This is a genomic window from Actinopolymorpha rutila (assembly GCF_013407855.1).
GTDB classification, from domain to species: Bacteria; Actinomycetota; Actinomycetes; order Propionibacteriales; family Actinopolymorphaceae; genus Actinopolymorpha; species Actinopolymorpha rutila.
This window is the reverse complement of sequence record NZ_JACBZH010000001.1, coordinates 4,146,530-4,169,099: the sequence shown is the minus strand read 5'-3', so window position 1 is coordinate 4,169,099 and position 22,570 is coordinate 4,146,530. Positions and strand designations below refer to the sequence as shown.

General features: G+C 66.7%; 20 protein-coding genes. 11 read left to right on the top strand and 9 right to left on the bottom strand.

Features of this window, described 5'->3' with window-relative positions; translation table 11 throughout:
- Positions 1–67 precede the first annotated feature (67 nt).
- The 3 genes from F4554_RS18600 to F4554_RS34055 all read left to right on the top strand — a co-directional run bounded on the left by F4554_RS18600 (position 68) and on the right by F4554_RS34055 (position 3,382).
- Complete coding sequence (locus F4554_RS18600) at positions 68–1,084, top strand: IS481 family transposase (RefSeq protein WP_179788743.1); 1,017 nt, start codon at positions 68–70, stop codon at positions 1,082–1,084.
- Between the two features lie 321 nt (positions 1,085–1,405).
- Positions 1,406–3,055 carry an APC family permease gene (locus F4554_RS18595; RefSeq protein WP_179788742.1) on the top strand — a complete coding sequence of 550 codons (1,650 nt, stop codon included), beginning with the start codon at positions 1,406–1,408 and terminating at the stop codon, positions 3,053–3,055.
- A gap of 72 nt (positions 3,056–3,127) precedes the next feature.
- Complete coding sequence (locus F4554_RS34055) at positions 3,128–3,382, top strand: phosphotransferase (protein ID WP_179788741.1); 255 nt, start codon at positions 3,128–3,130, stop codon at positions 3,380–3,382.
- Positions 3,383–3,498: 116 nt separating this feature from the next.
- Here the strand turns inward: F4554_RS34055 and F4554_RS18585 are convergent, their stop codons facing one another.
- Positions 3,499–4,917: an IS1380 family transposase gene (locus tag F4554_RS18585; protein ID WP_179788740.1), complete on the bottom strand. Its 1,419-nt coding sequence runs from the start codon at positions 4,915–4,917 to the stop codon at positions 3,499–3,501.
- Between the two features lie 135 nt (positions 4,918–5,052).
- Here F4554_RS18585 and F4554_RS18580 point away from each other — a divergent pair, with 135 nt between their 5' ends.
- Positions 5,053–5,643: a phosphotransferase-like protein gene (locus F4554_RS18580; protein ID WP_179788739.1), complete on the top strand. Its 591-nt coding sequence runs from the start codon at positions 5,053–5,055 to the stop codon at positions 5,641–5,643.
- A gap of 150 nt (positions 5,644–5,793) precedes the next feature.
- On the opposite strand, the gene F4554_RS18575 is transcribed toward F4554_RS18580, so the two are convergent.
- The 4 genes from F4554_RS18575 to F4554_RS18565 form a co-directional block, all read right to left on the bottom strand.
- On the bottom strand, positions 5,794–6,393 hold the full coding sequence (locus tag F4554_RS18575; protein WP_337796097.1) for a DinB family protein: 600 nt from the start codon (positions 6,391–6,393) through the stop codon (positions 5,794–5,796).
- Positions 6,394–7,214: 821 nt separating this feature from the next.
- Entirely contained in the window at positions 7,215–7,694 is a 480-nt protein-coding gene (locus tag F4554_RS33140; RefSeq protein ID WP_337796096.1) for an aldo/keto reductase, read from the bottom strand.
- Positions 7,691–8,203 (bottom strand): aldo/keto reductase, encoded by a 513-nt coding sequence (locus F4554_RS33135; protein WP_272955888.1) that lies wholly within the window; start codon positions 8,201–8,203, stop codon positions 7,691–7,693. Before F4554_RS33135 ends, F4554_RS33140 begins: the two co-directional genes overlap by 4 nt.
- A gap of 138 nt (positions 8,204–8,341) precedes the next feature.
- Positions 8,342–9,256, bottom strand: a complete 915-nt coding sequence (locus tag F4554_RS18565) for an MmyB family transcriptional regulator (protein ID WP_179788738.1) — start codon at positions 9,254–9,256, stop codon at positions 8,342–8,344.
- Positions 9,257–9,358: 102 nt separating this feature from the next.
- Here F4554_RS18565 and F4554_RS18560 point away from each other — a divergent pair, with 102 nt between their 5' ends.
- The 4 genes from F4554_RS18560 to F4554_RS18545 all read left to right on the top strand — a co-directional run bounded on the left by F4554_RS18560 (position 9,359) and on the right by F4554_RS18545 (position 12,921).
- Entirely contained in the window at positions 9,359–10,777 is a 1,419-nt protein-coding gene (locus F4554_RS18560) for an MFS transporter (RefSeq protein WP_337796095.1), read from the top strand.
- A 300-nt stretch (positions 10,778–11,077) separates the two neighbouring features.
- Positions 11,078–11,455 (top strand): DUF2255 family protein, encoded by a 378-nt coding sequence (locus F4554_RS18555; RefSeq protein ID WP_179788737.1) that lies wholly within the window; start codon positions 11,078–11,080, stop codon positions 11,453–11,455.
- A 129-nt stretch (positions 11,456–11,584) separates the two neighbouring features.
- Entirely contained in the window at positions 11,585–11,992 is a 408-nt protein-coding gene (locus F4554_RS18550; RefSeq protein WP_179788736.1) for a (R)-mandelonitrile lyase, read from the top strand.
- A gap of 74 nt (positions 11,993–12,066) precedes the next feature.
- Positions 12,067–12,921: an aldo/keto reductase gene (locus F4554_RS18545; RefSeq protein ID WP_179788735.1), complete on the top strand. Its 855-nt coding sequence runs from the start codon at positions 12,067–12,069 to the stop codon at positions 12,919–12,921.
- 1,002 nt (positions 12,922–13,923) lie between these two features.
- On the opposite strand, the gene F4554_RS18540 is transcribed toward F4554_RS18545, so the two are convergent.
- Complete coding sequence (locus tag F4554_RS18540) at positions 13,924–14,568, bottom strand: TPR end-of-group domain-containing protein (protein ID WP_179788734.1); 645 nt, start codon at positions 14,566–14,568, stop codon at positions 13,924–13,926.
- A 296-nt stretch (positions 14,569–14,864) separates the two neighbouring features.
- On the opposite strand from F4554_RS18540, the gene F4554_RS18535 reads away from it, so the two are divergent.
- Positions 14,865–15,464: a GNAT family N-acetyltransferase gene (locus tag F4554_RS18535; protein ID WP_202889350.1), complete on the top strand. Its 600-nt coding sequence runs from the start codon at positions 14,865–14,867 to the stop codon at positions 15,462–15,464.
- A 197-nt stretch (positions 15,465–15,661) separates the two neighbouring features.
- Here F4554_RS18535 and F4554_RS18530 read toward each other — a convergent pair whose 3' ends face one another.
- Together F4554_RS18530 and F4554_RS18520 are read right to left on the bottom strand one after the other, a co-directional pair.
- On the bottom strand, positions 15,662–17,500 hold the full coding sequence (locus tag F4554_RS18530) for an ABC transporter substrate-binding protein (RefSeq protein ID WP_179788733.1): 1,839 nt from the start codon (positions 17,498–17,500) through the stop codon (positions 15,662–15,664).
- Positions 17,501–19,351: 1,851 nt separating this feature from the next.
- Positions 19,352–19,792, bottom strand: coding sequence for a hypothetical protein (locus F4554_RS18520; RefSeq protein ID WP_179788731.1), 441 nt, complete (start codon positions 19,790–19,792; stop codon positions 19,352–19,354).
- Between the two features lie 338 nt (positions 19,793–20,130).
- Here F4554_RS18520 and F4554_RS18515 point away from each other — a divergent pair, with 338 nt between their 5' ends.
- Positions 20,131–20,655, top strand: a complete 525-nt coding sequence (locus F4554_RS18515) for a DUF5994 family protein (RefSeq protein ID WP_238342121.1) — start codon at positions 20,131–20,133, stop codon at positions 20,653–20,655.
- Between the two features lie 276 nt (positions 20,656–20,931).
- Positions 20,932–21,309, top strand: a complete 378-nt coding sequence (locus tag F4554_RS18510) for a hypothetical protein (RefSeq protein WP_179788729.1) — start codon at positions 20,932–20,934, stop codon at positions 21,307–21,309.
- 191 nt (positions 21,310–21,500) lie between these two features.
- Here the strand turns inward: F4554_RS18510 and F4554_RS18505 are convergent, their stop codons facing one another.
- Positions 21,501–22,517, bottom strand: coding sequence for an IS481 family transposase (locus F4554_RS18505; protein WP_179787644.1), 1,017 nt, complete (start codon positions 22,515–22,517; stop codon positions 21,501–21,503).
- Positions 22,518–22,570 lie beyond the last annotated feature (53 nt).

Here is a 22,570-nt window from a genome sequence, read left to right as displayed (position 1 = left end):
TAGATCGCCCGACGGCAGGATGGAAGTGCGACCAACCGTCCTGCTCACCGAAAGGGATCTACCCCTCGTGTCCCACGCTAGCGCCCCGTTGACTCCTGCCGGCCGGCTGCGTCTTGTTACCCGGTGCCAGACCCGTCCGATCGCACACGTGGCTGCGGAGGCCGGTGTGTCACGTCAGTGCCTGTCGAGATGGGTGAACCGCTACCGGTCCAGCGGCGACGCCGGCCTGCTCGACCGCTCCTCGGCCCCGCATTCCTCCCCGTCACAGACACCGGATGAGGTGGTGGAGCTGATCGAGAGCTGGCGGCGAGAGCACAAGTGGTCCGCCCGCACGATCGCCGCCGAGCTCACCCACCGCGGCCACCGGGTCTCGGTCGCCACCGTAGGCCGGTGGCTGGTCCGCCTGGGCATCAACCGGCGCCGTGACCTGGACCCGTCCGGTGCGTCGAACCGGCGGCCGGAGCGGATCACTGCCCGCTATCCGGGGCACATGGTGCACCTGGATGTGAAGAAGGTCGGCCGGATCCCCGATGGTGGCGGCTGGCGGGCCCACGGGCGCGGCAGTGACGCCGACCGGGCCGCCCAACGCGCCAAAGCCAAGAAGAAGGGTGGTGCCAAGGCGGGCTACGTCTACCTGCACTCAGCCGTCGACGGGTTCTCCCGGCTGGCCTACACCGAGCACCTAACCGATGAGACCGCCAAGACGACCATCGGCTTCTTCCACCGGGCACGAGCGTTCTTCGCAGCCCACGGCATCGTCCGGATCACTCGCCTGGTCACCGACAATGGTGCGAACTACCGGGCCGGGGCGTTCGTGCGCACAGCGACAGCCTTCGCCTCGCGCCACCAGCGCACCCGTCCCTACACACCCCGCCACAACGGCAAGGCCGAGCGCTACCAGCGCACCCTGGCTGAGGAACTCCTCTACGCCCGCGTGTGGACCAGCGAAGGCCAACGCGCACGAGCGATCCAGGTGTGGAACATCCACTACAACTACCATCGAGCCCACACCGCCGCCGGCGACCAACCACCCGCCTCACGCCTCCACCAGACCGTCACCAACGTCACGACCCGCAACACCTAGCGGGCCCTCCGGCGACGGGGCACCGAGCGACGAGCAAGGACGAAGCAGAAATCGGGATCAGCCAGTCACCTTCATGCGGCGGAGGGCCCGTAGGGCTGCCAGGTGCGGTGGAGCGGGCGCCGGGCGTTCGGCCAACTGCGACTATTCGGCCGGCGGCAGTCGGTCTGACCCAGCGCAGTGCTCATGGCCGGCATGTCCGGCATCCCGACAGCGGCGTGGCCTTCGAGGCCGGGCGTGAACCTTAGGGCACGTTCGGTGGGTGTCCGTACGGTCGTATCTTGGCGTTGAGCGTGTTGCGGGTCGCGCATAGAGGTGATCGCTATGGCGGGACAGGTACCGCTGGCGCCCTCATCGGGCGGCGTCGGCCTTCGTCGGGACATCAGGCTGGTGGGTCTGACCTGGATGTCGGTCGGCTCGATCATCGGGTCGGGCTGGCTATTCGGGTCGCAGTTGGCTCTGAAGGCCGCTGGGCCGGCGGCGCTCATCTCGTGGGGCATCGGTGCCGTAGCCATCATCATTCTTGCGCTGGTGCACGCCGAGCTAGGGGCGATGTATCCGGTGGCCGGCGGCACGGCTCGGTTCCCTCACTACGCCTTCGGTGGTGCGGTCGGAGCATCGTTCGGTTGGTTCTCCTGGTTGCAAGCGTTGACCGTGGCGCCGATCGAGGTCTTGGCCATGATCAGCTATGGCCAGCACTACGCGTTCGCCAAAGGCTTCATGACGCGACGCGCTGGGCAGAGCGTGCTCACTCCGTCCGGCATCGTGGTCGCGGTCGTCCTGATGGCGATCGTCACGTCGATCAACTTCCTCAGCATCCGCAAGCTTGCCAACACCAACAGTGCTGCGACCTGGTGGAAGGTCGGCACTCCGTTGCTCACGATCATGGTGATCGGCATCGTCAATTTCCACGCCGCGAACTTCACCGCTGCCGACGGGCTCAATCCGTACGGAGTGCGCGGGATGCTGGGCGCGGTGTCGACCAGTGGCATCGTGTTCGCCTTCCTAGGCTTCGAACAAGCCGATCAGCTGGCTGGTGAAAGCAGGAATCCGAAGCGGGACATTCCGCTGGCGGTGATCGGATCGATTGTGATCGGGGCGATCATCTATATCGGTCTACAGTTGGTGTTCCTCGGTGGCCTGCCGGCCAGCCAGATCGGTACTCACTGGTCAACGAGTGCGTACACCGCGATGACCGGGCCGTTCGCACAGCTGGCCTCGCTGGTCGGCCTCGGCTGGCTCGCGGCCATCCTCTACATCGACGCGGTGATCTCCCCAGGCGGCACCGCGCTGGTGTACGGCGCATCGAGCTCTCGGATCTCGTATGGTCTTGCCCGTAATGGATATCTCCCAAGGTGGTATCAGTCGACCGATCGGCGTGGGGTGCCATGGCTGGGGTTGATCACCGCGTTCGTGATCGGCTGCGTCTGCTTCCTACCGTTCCCCAGTTGGCGATCACTGGTCGGTTTGATCACCGGCGCCAGTGTGTTGATGTATGCCGGCGCGCCACTCTCCTTCGCCGTGTTCCGCAAGCGGTTGCCCGATGCCGAACGCCCGTATCGACTGCGTGGTGGTGCGGTGATTTCTCCGATCGCGTTCATCGTCGCCAACTTCTTGATCTTGTGGTCCGGATGGGACACCGACTGGAAGCTCGGAATTGCGATCTTGATCGGCTATGTCATCCTGGCTGGGAATCGGGTCCTCCGATTGAACCCGATTGCACCCGAGCTGAACTGGCGTGCCGCCCAATGGCTGCCGGTCTATCTAATCGGCCTCGGGGTGATCGTCTACCTCAGCGATTTCGGACCACTCAAGCATCCGATCCTCCCACTGTGGCGGGATCTGGCCGCGGTCGCCGCATTCAGCTTGATCATCTACTACTGGGCACGCGCCGTGGCCCTGCCGACGGAACGGATGAAGACGATGCTCGATACGATCGTGCGGCCGGAGAGCAGGACGTCCTCGAAACCGTAGGCTTCATTTGGACAAGCTTCAACGGGTGAGGGTCGACCGCACGGGTCGTTCCCCCGTCTGCTTGAACCTCTGGTGCCGAAACTGCACAACGACTACAGACCTGAAAACGTCCTCTGCGACAACAACGGACGGATCACCGGTATCGTCGACTGGCATGTCCTCCGCGGTGACCGACACTTCACCCCGGCTCATCCGCATAGGGCTCGGCAGCGAGCCGGTGACTCGGTGGTATCGCCCGGCCGCTCCGCGCTCGCCCAACGCTGCCAGCGGATCCAGCCGCCCAAGGGACATGCACTAAGCCCGAATCCACCGATGGGCTGTAGGTGATCGTTTCCGGGGGCGCGTTGCTGCTGGGCTGTGGTTGGGGGCAGGCGCTTTCGCCTGGCCTGGTTGCCAGGTGTCCACGTTCGGGGTTCCGGTTCGCGCCGTAGGAGGCTGGGTGGTCAGGTTGTTGCCGGGGTGGGTGGCCCGCAGGCGTGGGTGAACAGGCGTGTCCACGCGGTTTCCCACGGCCAGGCGGTCGGCAGGTGCAGCGTGATCCGTCGGGCGGAGTGCGCGATGCGTGCGGGGACGGCGATCAGCTTGCGGCGGATCGTGGCCGTGGTCGCGCGGGCCAGCGCCGGCCCGGTGAGAGTGGCCGCGGCGCGGGTCAGGTTGAACGCCATCACGGCCAGGACGAGCCAGGCGGCGTTCGCGGCGAACCGGCCCGAGGGCAGGTGCGCCAGGGCTGAGTTCTTCAGGTCGGCATGGACTTGTTCGATGATCGCGTGGGCTCGGTGGGTCTTGTCCACGGTCACGGTGTCCATCGCCTGGGTGGGCACGGTGGTGAAGAAGGCGTGGAACCGCCACACGTCGAACAGGCCGTCCTGCCCGGGTGTGGTGTTGAGGTCGGGGATGCGGCGGACCACCAGCCGGCCGGGCACCTGGTCGGCCTTCTTCTTCCCGCTGAAGGCGGTGAACGGTAGCTCTGCGACCTGAGCCCGGGAGATCCAGCAGTCGGTGGTCTCGTCATAGACCGCGTGCGGGTACTCGATCGTGTGCCACGCGTCGTCAGCGATGGTGGCGATGGCCTTCTTCACGGGCGTGTCCAGGCGGACGGTGACCGACACCTGCGCGCCCGCGCCGACAGCGGCGGCGATGGTGGGCCGGCCATAGAACGCCGAGTCCGCCCGCACGAGCACAGGGGCCGCAGACGACTCTTCGGTGCCGGCGCCTCGGAGGGTCTTCACGGTCTTCAACGCGTCACGAACCAGGCGTTTCGCGCCGCGTGCGGAGCCGCAGGAGCCTTTGCGGAGCCGCTGCGCCACGATCACCGGTGCGGTCTGCCCGGTGGTGAGCGTGGCCAGCAGGGCGTTCAGGCCGCGCACTCCGGAGTAGCCGAACCCCGCCCCCTGCTTGGCATACCCGTGGACTTCGACGATCGTGTCGTCGATGTCGACGACCGCGTAGTCATTGATGCCGTTGATCCCGGCCACCAGCGGCGTCCTGGTCGCCAGCCCGGTCAGCAGCCGCGAGGCGACCGCATCGAGCTGGCGGACGTGGCCGAAGGTGAACGAGCGCAGGAACGACCCCAGCGTCGACGGCGCATAGGTGCCGGTGAAGACCCGGCCCATCCCACCATGGCGGAGCAGCGCCATGTCGTCGATGCTGTCCGCCCCGGCGACCATCCCACCCACCAGCGACGCCACCTTCGAGCCGGCGTTGGCACCATTATCGGTCGGCACGCTCAGACATGCATCGACAAGGTCGGCCAACCCAGCCGACTCCGCCAGCCCCATCACCGGGACCAGGCCTGCCGACGACACCAGATTCGGCTCGTCGAACACCGCCGAAGTCGCCGCGAACGTGTGAGACAGTTGCATCTTGCGGATGCCCTTCGTAGTGCCAGAGTTTCGACCTTCGACAAGTCCGATCCTCCAACACACAAGGGCATCCGCTCCTCACGCCACGCTCACACCACCACGCCCATCGGTGAATCCGGGCTAAGCTGGTCGGTCGTGGAGCGGGCTCGGGTGATGTTCCTCAACGGCACGTCCAGCAGTGGCAAGACCACCCTTGCGCGGGCGCTCCAGACGCGGCTGGCCGATCACGTGTTCCTGCACTTCGCGGAAGACATGTTCTTTGACTTGTTGCCTGGTCACGTTTACGACCGCCCAGACTTCCTGACGCACGGTGCGCGCCTCTATGACGGCTTCGCGCGATGTGCCGCGACCATGGCAGCCGCCGGTAACCGCGTCATCGTGGACACCGCCGCGTGGAGCCCCGGCAGCCTCCTGAGCTTCGTCGATGCGTTCAAGGAAACGGACGTGGTCGCGGTCGGTGTGCACTGCCCACTGGACGTCCTCGAAGAACGCGAACGCCAGCGAGGGGATCGCTCGGCGGGCCTGGCCAGGAAGCAGTTCGCCCTGACCCATGAGAACGCGCTCTATGACGTCGAGGTCGACACCGCCCGCGATGACCTGGACGCGTGCATGAGCGAGATTGTCACGGCATGGCTCGAGCCAGGAGTGGGAGAGCCCGCGTTCGCCCGCATGCGAACGAAGGAGTGGCGACCGCGGCTCGTACCGGACCGCGTCCAACTGCTCTGAACCGCTCGACCTTGCCCACGACCCACCGCTCGTCGCCGTACCCTCGACGGGGGAACAATCCGCGCTGGACGGAGCGTGAGTGGGTGAATGGCCTTTGCAAGGCAGGGGTTAGGGGTTCAAGGCGTGGGCACACCATCGGCCGGCTGTGATCTAGCGTCCAGCAGCCGTGCGGGCAGCAGTTTCCAGCCGGCCCACCCATTCCCCCCAGTCCCAATCGTCTGTGTCGGGGAGTGCGGTGGCGTTCCGCTGGCCTCCAGCCATGCCGTCGATCAACTCGCGCACGATGTCGACATGCCCGACGTGCCGTGCGGTCTCCGACACCATCATGACCAGAATCGCGCCCAGTGTTGTCTCCCGCTCACCTTCGTTCCACCACGGCACCGACCCCACCGCGTCCAACTCCAGCGTCCCGATCGTCTCGTCCGCGTGTGCACAGGCGCGGCGGTAGAAGCCCATGATGTATTCCGCGCTCTCATCCGGTGCCGCCCACATGTCGGCGCCCTCCCAGACCGACCCGTCGATGAAGCACGCAAGCTTCTCCGGAGCCGGGCGGCCGAAGACCTCACCCAGGTAGCCGTACTCCTCGGCCGCGACGTGCTTCATCACCCCAAGCAGGTTCGTACCTGTCGGTGTCATCGGCCTACGCAGGTCGTACTCGCCCAGGCCTTCCAACTTCCACACGAACGCATCACGGGTGGCGCGTAGGTTTGACCACAGTTCCTCTTTCATGCCACAAACCGTCGCAGCCACCACCGACAGCCCGCTGACCAGGCAGCGGCCTCGTCCTGCGCCAGTCTTCGAGCTCCACTCCGCGCGTCAAGGGCGGCCTGTCGGCCGTCACATCGTGATGATCTCCGATCATCCTTGACCCGCTCCGTTCCGGAGATTGTCACCATCACCCACGAGTTCGGCACAGGCACGACGTCGCTGGCGGTTGGGGACCCGGCAGGGCTACTGTCATGCGGCGAGAGTCCGGAGGGTTGCAGCATGGACGTAGCTGTGGAACGGCGACTCGGCTCGCAGGAGCCGGCGATCCGTTTGGCGGTGCGACGCGACCTCCTCGGTGAGCCGGCCGAAGACGATGCGGACAAGATCTTCGACGGCCCGACGGTGACCGCGTTGCTGGCCGGTCAACGATCCAACGGCGGGTTCAACGGCGTATACGGCGATGACTCCGAGGGCGAGGCGGGGCAACGTGTCGTCGACGGGTACGGCCGTCGCAGTCCGTACGCGGAGTGGACCGAGCGCACACTGGCGTCTGGTGTCGCTGGTCGCTCTCGCCGTCCCGGCCGCGGACCCCCGCGTAGTCGTCGCCGCCGAGCACGAGCTCGCGTGGATCGTCCGCCAACGACCCTACTGCGACAAGCCGGCCCAGGCCGACGGGCTGACCCGCGTGTGCGGCTCCATCGGCGGGAACGCACTCGCCGTCGCCTCCGTACTCGGGCTGGCCTCAGATCCACGCGCACAGACCCTTCAGTGGACGGGTGGGCCACCTCGGCATGGACGGAGTGAGGAGCCGTTGGGTCAGCTCAACGATCCTGAGCGGCGGTCTCTGCTCTGGGGTGGTCGGCCTACAGGTTGGTCATTCGCTCGAGGTGCTCGGGGTAGCGGCCGCCTTCGATGGCGACGGTGTCGGCCGCGTCCTGGATTTCGGCGAGGCTGTCGGCTGGGAGTTGGAGGTCGGCGGCGGCAATGTTCTCTTCCAGTCGGTGCAGCTTGCGGGTGCCGGGGATTGGTGCGATCCACGGTTTCTGAGCTAGCAGCCAGGCGAGGGCGATCTGCCCTGGAGTGGCTTCGAGCTGAGTGGCGATGGCGGAGATCTTCTCAACCAGAGCGTGGTTGGCGCGACGCATGTCGTCGGCGAATCGAGGGATGGTGGCGCGGATGTCGCCTTCGGTGAAGACGGTGTTGGCATCGATCGTCCCGGTGAGGAATCCCTTGCCGAGTGGGCTGTAGGGGACGACCCCGATCCCGAGTTCCTCGCAGGTGGCGAGCACCTCGTCCTCGGGACGGCGCCACCACAGCGAGTATTCCGACTGGATGGCGGTCACCGGCTGCACGACGTGAGCGCGGGGATGGTGCCGGCGGCGGCCTCGGACATGCCGAAGTGAAGTACCTTGCCTTCGGTGACCAAGTCGGCGATCGCGCCGGCTATGTCCTCGATCGGCACCTGCGGGTTGACCCGGTGCAGGTAGTACAGCTGAAGGCTGTCGAGGCCGAGTCGGCGCAATGAGCCCTCCGCGGCGGCCTTGACCTGCTCGGGCCGGCTGATCTGCCCCTGGCTCGTCCCGTCCGCGCCAAATAGAGCGTTGAACTTGGTTGCGATGACGACTTGATCGCGATACGGGGCAAGGGCCTCCCCGACGAGCTCCTCGTTGGTCCAAGGGCCGTAGCTTTCGGCGGTGTCGAAGTGGGTGATGCCGCGCTCGACAGCGGTGCGGATGAGTGCGATCGAGTCCTCGCGGCTGGGCGACGGGCCGTAGCTTTGGCTGAAGCCCATGCAACCGAGACCGATCGCCGATACCTCGAGACGGCTGGAACCCAGGGTTCTGGTGTGCATGGTTGGTGTCCTCTCGATGGGGGTGGGGAGCCATGCGCGTCGCCGATCACTCAGATCGTCGTGCAGGGCGCAGCGATCCGCCGGACGCAAGCAAGCGCCGCGCGGGAGTAGCTGAAAGTGGTCAGAGCAAGTGGGCTCTTAGCGTTGTGTGTCCGTGGGTGCAGAACTCTCCCTCGGCTGCGTCGGCACTATCTCGGTCGCCGCCCAGGTCGCCAGCAGCCGGAGACGCTCTTCGTCGGGTGAGCCTGGTTCGGCGGTGTAGGTGGTCATGGTGAGTCCGGCGTCGGCTGTGAGTTCCATGGCTTCGAACGAGACGGCGATCTCGCCGACGACGGGGTGCCGGAATCGCTTCAGGCCTGATCGGTGGTGGCGCACGTCGTGGGCGGCCCATCGTCGTGCGAAGTTCGCGCTGCGGGTGCACAGTTCGCCGATGAGGTCGGTGAGCTGCTTGTCGTGAGGTGCGCGGCCGGCTTCTGCTCGCAGGAGCTGGACGGAGGTGTTCTCCGAGGCGTCGAGGTCAGGGAAGAACTCAGGGCCGTTGGGGTCCAGGAAGTGGAACCGCGCGATGTTGGGTGGAGCTGTGGGTGTGGGGCGGGTGGGGCTGTCGAAGACGGGGGAGTAGAGGGCGCGCCCGAGCAGGTTGGTGCCGAGGATGTCCAGGCGGCCGTTGCGTACGAACGCGGCGGTGCTGGTCATGGAGTCCAGGACGAGTTGCAGTGAGGGGCGGATCTTGGTGGCGGGCGCTCTGCGGTCGCGTACGGCGCCTGCGTTCGCGGCGCGGGCCAGGTCGAACAGGTAGATACGTTCGGCTTCGTTGAGCTGGAGCGCCGACGCGACCGAGTCGAGCACGCTGTCGGACACGCCGGTGAGGTTGCCCTTCTCCAACCGGGTGTAGTAGTCGGCGGAGACGCCGGCCAGCATGGCCACCTCTTCGCGCCGCAGCCCCTTGACGCGTCGATTGCCGCCGTAGTGCTGCAGCCCGGCCTGCTCGGGGGTGATCTTGGCGCGCCGGGTGGCCAGGAAATCTCGGACCTCTTCGTTCTTGCCGCTCACCCGATCCACGGTACGACGGTCGCTGAGTGCGAGGGGGGTTCTGTCGTGACCCTGAAAGACCCGCCCTGTTACCGGTCGGTGATCCGGGGTTGGGTGTACCTCGTGAGCAACCCGACCGCCTTCACCGATCGCCCGACGCCGACCACTGGCGAGCCGGCGTTGTCGACTGCGCCCACTGGCCGCCCGAGGGCCACGCTGTTCGCGGCGTTGCTGGGCTTCTTCGTGGTCACACTCGACGCGGTGATCGTGAACGTCGCACTGCCGTCCATTCGCCGGGACCTGGGCGGCGGGATCGCCGGGTTGCAGTGGGTGGTCGACGCGTACACGCTGGCATTCGCAGCGTTGTTGCTGACCTCAGGATCGTTGGCCGACCGGATCGGCGCCAAACGCGCCTTCGGGGCTGGTCTGGCGCTCTTTGTCGCAGCCAGTCTGGTCTGCGGCGTAGCGCCGAACCTGACCGCGCTGGTCGCCGCTCGGGTGCTTCAGGGCGCCGCAGCCGCACTGATGATGCCGGCGTCACTGGCACTCGTCGGCCAGGCCTACCCCGACCCCCGCAGACGAGCCCACGCGGTCGCCGCCTGGGCGATGGGTGGTGCCGTCGCGTCGACCTCTGGACCGGTGTTCGGCGGCCTGCTCACCTTGGCCAGCTGGCGCTGGATCTTCCTGGTGAACCTGCCGGTCGGCCCCATCGGGCTTCTGCTGCTGCGGGGTGCGGCCACTTCGCCGGTTCGTACGGCGCTGTTCGACCCGGCCGGTCAGGTCGCAGGCGTGGTCACCATGGCCGCGCTGACGTTCGGGGCCGTCGAGGCCGGAGCCGCTGGGCTCACAGACGTGCGGGTGCTCACCGCGTTCGTGATCGCGCTCTGCGCAGGCATCGCCTTCGTGCTGGTGGAGCGGCGGGTGCCACACCCGATGGTGCCGTTGACGTTGTTCCGGAGCGGTTCGGTGGTCGGCGCTCTGGTCGTCGGGTTCGCCTTCATGGTCGGCTACTACGGGCTGCCGTTCGTGATGAGCCTGTTCCTCCAGCAGGAGCGGGGCCTGTCACCCCTGCAGACCGGCGTGGTCTTCTTGCCGATGATGCTGGTCGGACTGTGCCTGACCCCGCTCGTGCCGCACCTCACCCACCGCGTTGGTGCCCGGCCGGTCATCATCGCCGGCCTGATGTGCATGGTCGCCGGCCTCGCGGCCGTAGCGCTGGCGCCCAGCAACCTGCCGCTGTCCGGTTACGGGTTGCTGATGGTGCTTGTCGGCCTGGCCGGCCCCACCGTGGCACCGCCGATCACCGCGGTGCTGCTGAACTCCGTTGCCGTTCACCGCGCCGGGACGGCCAGCGGCCTGCTCAACACCAGCCGCCAGTTGGGCGGTGCCCTGGCCATCGCCGTCTTCGGCGCGCTGCTCAGCGGCCAAGCCGGCTTCGGCGCGGGCGTTCGGACCAGCCTTCTGGTGGCCACGGCCGTGGCAGTGGTCGCTGCCTTGACCGCGGCGCGCAGCCTCGGACGCCACCACCAGATCCGCGAATGATCCACACGGAAGGAAACAAGCCGTGACCGACCCCGCCCCCTGTAGACACTGCGTGTGATTTTCAACACCAGTCGCCAGGTTGGCGGCGCCCTCGCGGTCGCCGTCTTCGGCGCATTCCTGGCTCACGGGGCGTTGATGCCGGGGGCTACGCGCCAGCCTCCTGATCGCCGCAGTCGTTGCGCTGCTCGCCGCCGCCGCCGCGACCGTCCTGCGACCCGTCCGCCACCACACTGACAACGACGCCCCGACCGCCGCACCGGCCGCCGCATAGGCCGGGATGTCAAGGGAAGGAGCAGCCGCATGAGCAACTGGCCCAACGAACAGCTCGACCGCATCGGCGCATCCGACGAACTCGAGATCACCACCCGCCGCGGGGACGGCTCCCTCCGCCCCTGGGTGCCGATCTGGGTCGTCCGCGTCGGTGACGACCTCTACGTCCGCTCCTACCGCGGTATTGACGGCGCTTGGTTCCGGCACGCCACCGCCAGCGGCACCGCCCGCATCCGAGCCGGCGGCCTCGAACGCGACGTCATCCTCGCGGAGCCGGTTGAAGCATCGGTGCATGAACAGGTCGATAGCGGCTACCAAGGCAAGTACGGCCGCTACGGCGGCAGCTACGTCACCCGGATGACCAGCCCGGCCGCGATCGCCACCACCGTTCGGCTGATCCCAGCATGACCAGACCGGCGCGCGTAGCGCCGCTTCCTGCTGGCTGCCCGACAGAGGACATGACCTTCCACTACGGCCGCTTGCTGCCGCCGACCGCCTGACCGCCTGCACCTTCAACAACACGCATCAGGAGGCACCGTGAAGTTCACCCAGAGCAACGGCCGGACTGCCACCGGCCCCGCCGACTGGTTCACCGGCACCGTCTACATCGACGGCGTCCGCAACCCCGACGACCAGTCGGCTGTCGGCTGCGCGCACGTCAGGTTCACCCCGGGTGCGCGCACCGCCTGGCACCACCACCCCAAGGGCCAGACCCTCTACGTCACCGACGGCATCGGCTACGTCGCCCGCCGCGGCACCGACGGCGCCACCGAGGTCCAGGAGATCCGTCCCGGCGACGTCGTCTACATCGAGCCGGGCGAGGAGCACTGGCACGGCGCCACCCCCGACCGGTTCATGGCCCACGTCGCCATCCAGGAAGCCGACGAGTCCGGCGAGGTGGTGACGTGGCTCGACCACGTCACCGACGCCGAGTACGGCGCCTGAACAACCTCATCCCGGCCGGCGAGGTGGCGCTAGGCAATTCCCGCACAGCTCATAACCGAAGGAAGAACAGATCCATGATCTTGAACGAGACGTACACGCTGTCCAACGAGGTGACCATCCCGAAGCTGGGGCTGGGGACGTGGTTCATCGACGATGACAAGGCCGCCCAAGCTGCCAGAGAGGCCGTTGCGGCCGGGTACCGCAACATCGACACCGCCCAGGCCTACGGCAACGAGCGCGGCGTGGGGGAGGGCGTCCGTACCAGCGGCGTCCCGCGCGGAGAGCTGTTCGTGTCCACCAAGCTGGCGGCCGAGGTCAAGAACTACGACGATGCCGCCGCCGCGATCGACGGGTCGCTCGCCACGCTCGGACTCAACTACGTCGATCTGATGCTGATCCACAGCCCGCAGCCCTGGGCCGACTTCCGCGGCGGGGACTACGCCGAGGGCAACCGGGAGGCGTGGCGCGCGCTCGAGGACGCCTACAAGGCAGGAAAGCTGCGATCCATCGGCGTCTCCAACTTCGAGCGGCGAGACCTCGAGAACATCCTCCGGACCTGCACGGTGGCGCCTCAGGTGAACCAGCTGCTCGTGCACGTGGGGAACACTCCAGCCGAGCTCATCGCCTACTGCGAAAGCAAGGGCATTCTCGTCGAGGCCTACTCACCGATCGCCCATGGCGAGATCCTCAAGAACGCCGACGTCGCCGCCATCGCGGAGCGCTACTCGGTGACCGTCCCGCAGCTGTGCATCCGCTACACCCTCCAACTCGGCACCGTGTCGCTGCCGAAGACGGCCAACCCTGACCACATGCGCGACAACGCCAAGGTCGACTTCGTCATCTCGGGCGAGGACATGGACGTGCTGCGCAGCCTGCGGTTCCAGGACTACGGCGACCACAGCGCATTCCCCGTCTTCAGCGGCAAGTAGCGCAGGTCACCTCCCCACCGGTGCGGACACCAAGGCCGGGTTCGCACCGGTGATCCCGGCGGCCACCCCGGCCGCCCGACGCCAGCCGGCTTGTCCAGCCAGGTAGCGCACTTGCCGACAAGGACGTGCTGTGGTGGGCGCTTGCGCTATGGCGGACCTGGGAGGCAACGCACCTGCCGTCGGCGCTAGCGCCGACGGCGTCGTGCTCTGTATCACCAAGCGCAACGGGCACCTACCCCCTCAGAGTTGACCAAGTACGGCTCGTCGTCGCAGCAGCCACGGTCGTGGCAAGCCTGCCGACCTATGGCTGCGCTACCTGCACCGACCTGAAGGAAACCCTGCTACCACGGGCCCGCGCTACTCGACCGATCGGCATCTTGGCGCTGCCGAATCATCCTCGCCTACGTCGGGACCTTGAGCATTTCGCACCTGTGGCCCGCACAAGCCCGGCCAGGCACTGCATATTCGCAGGTCAGAGTGCGCCCGGGAGGATTCGAACCTCCGACCATCGGATTAGAAGAATCACACGCATCTTCTACACCGCCCTCACCAGCAGCTTTACCACCAAGATCACCCTCACCAGCCCCTTGGCGAGCACTGGCAGACGGCGTTTCGCACCCAGTCCCGCACCCCGCGGCGATGTCGTTGGCCGAGGTGCGGGTGTGGCGCGAGAACGGCCTGGTGCGGCGGGGAGCGGCGGGCGGTGCTTCAGCGTGCCGGGAGATCAACGCCCGCCGGGTTGGAGGACGGAAACGCCCCAGCCCGTGCAGCGTCGTCCCCAGGTGAGGTGGTGGCGTTGTCCGCTGTCACGGGCTGCTCGGACCCGGGGCGCGCGGTCATCGCCAGGATGGTCGCGCAGCCACCGGGACAGTGCCCACCATCGTGCAGCTTCGTATCGGTCCCAGCCGGCGGGGCACGTACTGATCGCGGCAGTTGAGTGCGGTTCCGTTGTTGAACTGCTGGTGTCGCAGTCGGACGCCACCAGGCAAGCCTGGGGGACTTCTAGCGCCCAATCAGGCGCTTGAAGGCCGGCTCGTCACGGAGAGGATCCAGGTCTGAATCCACCCTTGCCGCGTCCCGGAACTCGTCCGACATCCCGATGGCGTGCCGAAGGTGGGCGAGGGCCTCGCTCGTCCGACCGCACTGGCTCTCGCAGCAGGCGAGATTGAAGACCAACATGGGGTACTGCGGATTGGTCGCAACCAGCGCACCTAGGCGATCAGCGACCTCGGCGTACTCGCCCGCTCCGTACAGACGGGCGAGTGGAGCCCACAGCTCCCAGCCCCGAGCCACATACGCGTTCCCGGGTGTGCCTTCCAGCGCGAGGATGGTCGTCCCGGCCTCCGTGGCTGTGGCCCTCCGCGATGTCCGGGGAGAGACGAAGACGAGAGTGCCGGGAGGCGCGTCGAGCCGGTCACCGTCGACTTCGAACACCGCCCGGCCATTGAGGACGACGAACAGCTCCTGGTCCGCGGTCGGATCGTCCTCGTCGTGTTCGATGATGACCACGTCACCCGCCGCATGGGCGGTCCACGCCGTCGCCCCGAAGGCCGTGATGCCCAAGTGGTGTCGGATCGGCCGGTAATGGCTACCCGCGTCCTCGAGCTCTTCAATCTCGTCCAGATGATTGATTGCGTAGCCAGCCATAGGTCGTCCATTCCTTCGCTTCGTGGCTCCCGCCTCGGAGGCTACGAGCCATTCCGGACGATCTGCGCCCGGAATGATCCCACAACCGGATCGGCGGGAACCGCTCGTCAGGCACGACCGGGGCATCGTGGCACGAGCGGTCACCGCGGATGACGTACTGACAGCGGCATGAGAGTGTCTACAGCGCGATCCCCCTCGCCGGGAGTCACCCAGCTCAGCGAGGGCACCTGATTCGAGGCGCCTGTCATCGTCGAGGTCTAGCGTCTTGGTCAGTCGATGCAGAACGACGGACAGAGATGCTGGTGCAGCAGGAGGGATCCGAACCGATGACCACAGTGCGTGTGGTGCCGGCGACTGCTGCGAGATGGCCACAACTCGGACGGGTCTTCGGCCCCCGGGAGAAGAACCCCACATCGTGCTGGTGTCAACGCTTTCGTCGGCACGACGAGCCCACAAACCGGGACGCGCTGCAGCGTGAGATCCACCAAGCAGATCCTCCGGTCGGTCTGTTGGCCTACCTCAATGGCGACGTGGTCGGCTGGACGCGAGCGGTGCCGCGGTCGACGCTGCCTGGGATAACCGAGCACCGGGCACTTGCCCGCATCCTTGATGAAGACCTTGACGCGTGGTGGGTCTCCTGCTTCGTGGTTCGCCGCGAGCATCGGGGCAGCGGCATCGGAGTCGCTCTGCTCGAGGCTGCCGTGGACTGGGCGGCGCAGCACGGTGCGTCGGTACTCGACGGCCACCCAGTTGACACCGACGGGCTCGCCCGCATCCCGTCCCCTTCCGCAGTCTTCACGGGTACTCTCGCCATGTTCCGACGGGCCGGGTTTGCCGAGATCGGACGTACCTACCCGACCCGACCAGTGATGAGGCGCGAGCTCCTGCACCGTTAGCGGGCGGGGTAGTGAGATGTGCGCCTCGCACAGGGCAGCGCTGCCGGCGGGGACCGCACCCCGGCGGTGCTCGACCTGCGCTCGGAGGAGAGACGCGCGGAGGTGGCGGGGCAGGGCGTGAAACGCTGGGGCCCCGCGACTGTCGCGGGGCCCCCATTCACGTACTGTCCGGCTCTTCGGACCGGGCAACTCGGCCCTCATGAGTTCTTCGGGCGGATCTTCCCCTGGAACATCAGCATGATCACGAAGTTGTCCGCGTACGGTGAGTTCTTGAGGATCGGGTCATCGTCGGCCGGGAAGCCTTCGATGTGGTCCTCGAGCGCCGCGTTGTTGCCGTACCGCTCGTACAAAGGCACGATCGGCAACAGCTCGTTGAACGCCACGGCGGCAGTCGCCACGTTCTTTTTCTGAGCTTCCTGGTCGAGACCTTCACCGGCGTTCGTGACAGCCTTCTCCAGGTCGACCTTCCCGAGCGTGTCGGTGTCCTGCTTGAGCGGGAAGTCCATCCCCTTGCCGCCCTGGTTCGCCGCGACCGGGATGTTGTGGGTGAACAGGTCCGCGACGAAGGCGAAGTGGGGGTGCGGACTGCTCGAGGATCCCCAGCCCTGGATCGCCAGCTGGAAGTTCCCCTTGTCGACGTCGATCGGCTGCTGGGTGAACGTCACCCCTCTGCCGGTGACGCCGAGCCCGAAGTCCGACAACTGCTGGGCCACGTTGGCGCCTGTGGCGGACCAGTCGGCGTACTCCGAGGGGAAGGTGAGTTCGTACTTGGCCGGAGTCCCGTCGGGCTTCATCCACGACTTGCCCTGCTTCTTCCAGCCGGCCTGGGTGAGCAGGTCGGTGGCCTTCTTCTCGTCGTATTCGTAGTGGTTGAGCTTGCCCTGGTCCTCCGAGCTCAGCCAGTCCGGTACCTGGATGTCGGAGAAGCCCGCCATGAACTTCACCGCGACGCCGGAGTCGGAGAGGGAAACCTTGCCCACCTCGTCCCGCTTGATCGCGTGGGCGAACGCCCGGCGGACCCGGACGTCCTTGAACTCGGGCTGCTTGCCCATGTTGAAGAAGATCGCCGGACCGGAATAGACCGGGGGCCGCAGGATCCGGATGCCCTTCGCGATGAACTGCTTCTCGGTGGCCACCGGGAAGCCGTGCGTGGCGTACTCGACTTTCTTGGCCAGGACCAGAGGTGTGATGGTCGGAGTCTCGCCGTTGTAGAGGGTGATCTTGTCGAACTTGACCTTGTCCGCGGCCCAGCCCTTCTTGTTCTTGACCAGGGTGAGCTGCGCGTTGGTGATGCTGTTGTAGTCGTAGGTGAACGGACCGTTGGTGACGACCTCGTTCTGCGCGTTCTTGGGCCGCCAGGCCTGGAGTTCCTCGTTGAGCTTCTTGCCTTCGGCGCTGTCGAGGTCCTTGCCGGAGGTGAACAGTTGCTCGGCCCGCTTGCCGAAGTCGCCGTAGGTCGCGGAGCTCAGGATGTTCGCGCGGACGATGTAACGCTCGACTACGCTCGAGGGGTTGTTCATCGTGAAGACGACCGTCTGGTCGTCCTTCGCCTCGACCTTGGAGAGGAACTGCCACTCGGTCTGGCGCATCACCCGCCGGCACAAGAACGTACTGATCACGTCCTGGCTGGTGACATCCTTGCCGTCGCTCCACTTGACGCCCTTGCGCAGGGTGTAGGTGAAGGTCTTGGCCACCTCGTCGAAGCCCCACTTCTCGGCGAGCATCGGCTCCCACTTCTTCGCGTCCCAGTAGTACATGCCACCGGGCAGGAAGATGAGGTCGAAGTAGGCGCCGGGGTTGATCGAGTCGGTGACGCCCGCCATCAGGTTGAAGTGGCCCTTCGGCGGCACCTGGTAGGGCCAGGCGCCGTTGAAGACGGCCTCTCCGCCGCCACCGCCCCCTCCGCCGCCACCGCCGTTGCCGCTGTGCTCGCCACAGGCTGCCAGCACGGCGGCCCCCGCGGCGCCGAGGCCGAAGATCTCGAGCACCCGTCGCCGGGAGAGCTCGGGGCCGAACGGGCCTGGTGTTGCGTTCATCAGTTCCTCCCATCAATCAAGTGATCAATGCCGCGCTAGGAGGGTTCTGCCTAGCGATTCTTCAGAGGTACTAGAACGAGGACCCGACGACACACGCGCACACTGCGCAGCAGAGCCGTCACTTATCCATACAGAGATGCGGGTTCGCCGACGTGCTCCCCGTACGGATTCGCACCGGGAACGTTTGATGATCGGGAACGTATACCTTCACCGGGGCCGAGCGGAACCGTATGGCGACAACTTGTAACCCCGATTTGTTGCGAAATCTGCGCAGTCCCGGCCATGTCCACCCGGTTTCGCGCAGCGGCTCGCGGCTTATGTGGCGGCCCCCAGGCACCGGAACCTGGTCAACCGGCAGTTCGGCGCCCAGGCTCCGAACACGTTGTTCGTGGCGGATTTCACCTACGTCCTCCTGATCAGCGGCTTCGTCTACACGGCCTTCGTCGTCGACGCGTTCGCCGGGGTGTCGGCGGTTGGAAATCTCAACGTCCAAGCGGTCCGCGGTCATCGAACGGTCCATCGCCGCGGCCCGCACGCTGCGGCGAAGGCAGGGTAATCCCCTGAAAAATAAGGCGATTCACCACTCGGACGCCGGACTCCGGACGTCCGGACTTTCCGCGGCTGAGTCGGCGGCGGTGTCCTTCGGATTCGGCGAACCCTTTGGTGGTCGGGAGGGTCATCGCCGGATGTGCGGGCACGGGTGCGGGCCAAGCGGCGGTAGGAGACTGCCGGGAGCTGGCGCTGGTCCGTCAGCTCTGGGATGAGGACGGCGAGGACGGGGCCGGTCCACAACCAGATCGGGGACGTGGCAACCCCGTGACCCTGAATCGCCCTGGGTCTCAGGGCAGAGCCTCCACGAGACCCGGGGCGCTTCAGGTCGTCGGGGTCGTAAATCACCTGGATCGTGTCGCCCTTGTGCACTGACGGGTCGTGGTCGACGAACGATTCGGTCCAGTCCTCGACCTGGTGGCCGTCCTTGGTGGTGAAGCGCACCGTGATCCTCGCGGCCTCCTTCGAGGTCTTGGGCAGGGTTTTGTCGAGGACGACTGCATCCGCGACCTGTCCCCGCGTAGCCAGGACATGACTGTCATAGGCGAGTCCGATGGCAAGCAAGGTGAGGACTGCGGCACCCAATAGGCCTGCCAGGATGCTCAGCAGACCCCGTTGACCTCCGCTCTCCATCCCACTTGTTTCCTCTCCGCGCTTCCCGGCCCGGGGACCCGAACACCCTGACACCGGTCGGGATAGAGGCCCAGCGCCCGTACGCATCCAACCCCAGATACACCATCATCATCTGCCGGTGCGGTGACCCGTCCCACTTGCGCATCCGAAAACTCACCGGCTCGCCAATCTCGGGCACGCTCATGCGACGACCCTAGCTGGGCGGGCGATGCCCCTCATATGCCTCCGAAGGGCCTTCGCCAGCCGTCAATGCCCAGCACCTACCATCACCGAACCACGCTCAGCGGATCCCCGGTCGGACGACGACCTGCACACGAGAACCCACTCGTAGCGCGTCGCTCAGCGAGGGGACAACACTCCGCGAGGCCCGCTGGACGCGCCCGCCGGCTGTCAATGGCTCTGTCAATGAACAACAGGTGTACGCGGCCCCGGATGACACTTCAGACAGCGTTTCGGCCAGCATCGCCGCAGGTCAGCTAGGGGCTGAAGGTGATCATCGCCTTTGGTTCTGATGGTCGCTTGCTCTCGCGGGGCCGCCCGGGCCCGTCGTGTACGCCTATCAACCTCGACCTGGGGTCCACCAAACACGCGCGCCCGCGCTCCGGGGTCAGTACGCTCGCGCAGCGCACTGGCGCAGGGCAGCATGACCGCGGCCGGGCCCCGGACGTGCTACGTCCCTGCGGCCATGTCAAGGCCGCGTTCACGCTCATCCAGCCAGGCCTCGCGAAGGTCCCCGAGGCGGTCCCGCTCGTCTGCGGCGGCCTCGCGTTTGTCTGCGCGACGTTCACGTTCGTCGGCTGCCGCGTCGCGGGCATCGGCCATCTGACGCCGCTCGTAGGCGTCGCGGGCTGCGTCCGGCGCCGGACAACTCACGGCGTGAACTTGACCACCGAGGCGGGAACGCTGCGGGTCGGCGAGGCGGAGACGTCGCTCGGCCGAGTGCCTTCGTACGATCGCCGCGAGCTTGCGGGTGCGTTCGTATTCGGCGCGCTCCTGTGCCGCGGTCTCTCGCTCCGTGGTGGCCTGGCGACGCCGTTCGGCGTCCTGCTGTCGACTGAGGACGGCCATGTCGATGTCGATGAAATCGTCGCCGTACTGGCCTGAGTCCATGGCCTGAGTGTAAGCGCAAGGTAGAGCTAGGTCTGAAACTGACGGAGTGCTGCGCAATCAGCCGGTCCGTCCGGCCTGCGAGCGTCCTTGGCGGAGTCTGCCCAGACGAGCCTGGCCATCGGGGGACGGGTCAGCGTAGGGTCGCTGTATTCCGGGCGGCGAAAGTCGACTTGGAGTCCACATGTCTGCCGCCCTAGCTCCTCCTCATCGATCCAGACGTCGGATCTCGGCGTTGGCCAGCGATCTGCTGGATGCCTCCGGGCATGGTCGCTGCCGGAAGTGGCTCGACCTGATGGCGATGTCACCCGCCGGCAGCGAAAGGAGCCCTCGTGGCTTGGATGACCAGTAGTTCCCGCTCCTTCGAAGCGGAGCCGTCGATCGTCAGTCCACGCCTGAGATGGGGGCCGTCCCTCTCGCGCCGCGCGCTGGTTCATGGCGCTTGGTGGCCGCGGTCGAACGACCCTCTCATCGAACTGCCGGGGCTGATCGTCAATGTGGACGAATGGTGCGGTGACGCAGCCATCTGCCTCATGCTCGCCCCGCACGGCTGGGAGGACCGGTCAGTGCGCATCCGGGTGCGCGGTCGGGTGGTCAGGGTCGGCTGGTACACCACTCAGCCGGGCGCCATGCTCACGGCGACCTTCCCCGAGCTTCCCAACGTCCATCTCCTGATCATCCCCTTTGACACCGATCCCGTACGGGCCGAGGCAGCGATGGTCATGGCAGCGGGCCAGGCATGCGCCGTACCTGCCCAGGAGATCCTCGCCAGGGTTAGCCATAATCCGCCAGCGTCTCCGCCTACCGACGTTCCTCCGGGGCAGGAGTCCCGACGAATGCGGGCCGGCCTGGACGCGAACGCGTGACGGCATTGCCCTCTTGCACGACTGGACATTTCTACCGAGTGTCTCGTCGGCCCGATTGGCCCCCGGAAACTGGGCGATGGCACTCGGCGCCGTGAGGCCACAGCCACTGATGCTGCCAGGGGAGACGGGCAAGCATGTCACCGACTCCTGGCCTGAAGGGAACTCGACTGTGACAAAGCAGGTGATTGGCGCAGGTTCCGGACCCTGTAGCCAAAGTGCGTCAATAAGGTGCGGTTGGCCAATGCGTTCCCCCTGGTAGGCGGCATGATGCCTACCATGGACGATATGGGCTCGGACGACGCAACCGATGAGCCGGCATGCAGAGGCTCGGCTCGACGGCTTGAAGAGGCTCAAGATCTACGCGAACTTGCCGCCATTCAGCGGGAGCGAGCCGCCGAGGCCCGCCGCGATGCCAAAGAAGTTCGGATGGCCGAGGCGGAACTTCGCGCGAAGAGCGCAAGGATGCGCGACGAAGCGTCGTATCAGTGGCGGCTAGGCCCAGACAAGCGAGAACGGCTTATCGACCAACGAGAACGCGCCGCCGACCAGCGGGCGGACCGAGCCGACGAACGTGAACGGATCGCCGACGAACGCGAACGGATCGCCGACGAACGCGAACGGATCGCCGACCTGCGTGACCAGACCGCCGACTGACCCGCTCCCGACGGACTTTGCGATTGTCCAGATGCCCGTGACCTTCGAGCGCCTACCAGACACGGACATGATGCTCGCAAAGAACACGGGTAACGGGGCAGGCCATCGACAACTCAAGGCGATCGGCACCGGGCTCGTCGTGACCCAGCTGTGGCGATACACAGAGCCCTACCGGAAAGGTTCGGAAGGCACTAGATGTTGCGGGTCGTGACGTTGGTGACGGTCTGGTGGAGGCGTGAGGCGGGTGGTTGGTCGCCGGCGGCGGTGTGGGCTCGATGGTAGTTGTAGTGGATGTTCCACACCTGGATCGCTCGTGCGCGTTGGCCTTCGCTGGTCCACACGCGGGCGTAGAGGAGTTCCTCAGCCAGGGTGCGCTGGTAGCGCTCGGCCTTGCCGTTGTGGCGGGGTGTGTAGGGACGGGTGCGCTGGTGGCGCGAGGCGAAGGCTGTCGCTGTGCGCACGAACGCCCCGGCCCGGTAGTTCGCACCATTGTCGGTGACCAGGCGAGTGATCCGGACGATGCCGTGGGCTGCGAAGAACGCTCGTGCCCGGTGGAAGAAGCCGATGGTCGTCTTGGCGGTCTCATCGGTTAGGTGCTCGGTGTAGGCCAGCCGGGAGAACCCGTCGACGGCTGAGTGCAGGTAGACGTAGCCCGCCTTGGCACCACCCTTCTTCTTGGCTTTGGCGCGTTGGGCGGCCCGGTCGGCGTCACTGCCGCGCCCGTGGGCCCGCCAGCCGCCACCATCGGGGATCCGGCCGACCTTCTTCACATCCAGGTGCACCATGTGCCCCGGATAGCGGGCAGTGATCCGCTCCGGCCGCCGGTTCGACGCACCGGACGGGTCCAGGTCACGGCGCCGGTTGATGCCCAGGCGGACCAGCCACCGGCCTACGGTGGCGACCGAGACCCGGTGGCCGCGGTGGGTGAGCTCGGCGGCGATCGTGCGGGCGGACCACTTGTGCTCTCGCCGCCAGCTCTCGATCAGCTCCACCACCTCATCCGGTGTCTGTGACGGGGAGGAATGCGGGGCCGAGGAGCGGTCGAGCAGGCCGGCGTCGCCGCTGGACCGGTAGCGGTTCACCCATCTCGACAGGCACTGACGTGACACACCGGCCTCCGCAGCCACGTGTGCGATCGGACGGGTCTGGCACCGGGTAACAAGACGCAGCCGGCCGGCAGGAGTCAACGGGGCGCTAGCGTGGGACACGAGGGGTAGATCCCTTTCGGTGAGCAGGACGGTTGGTCGCACTTCCATCCTGC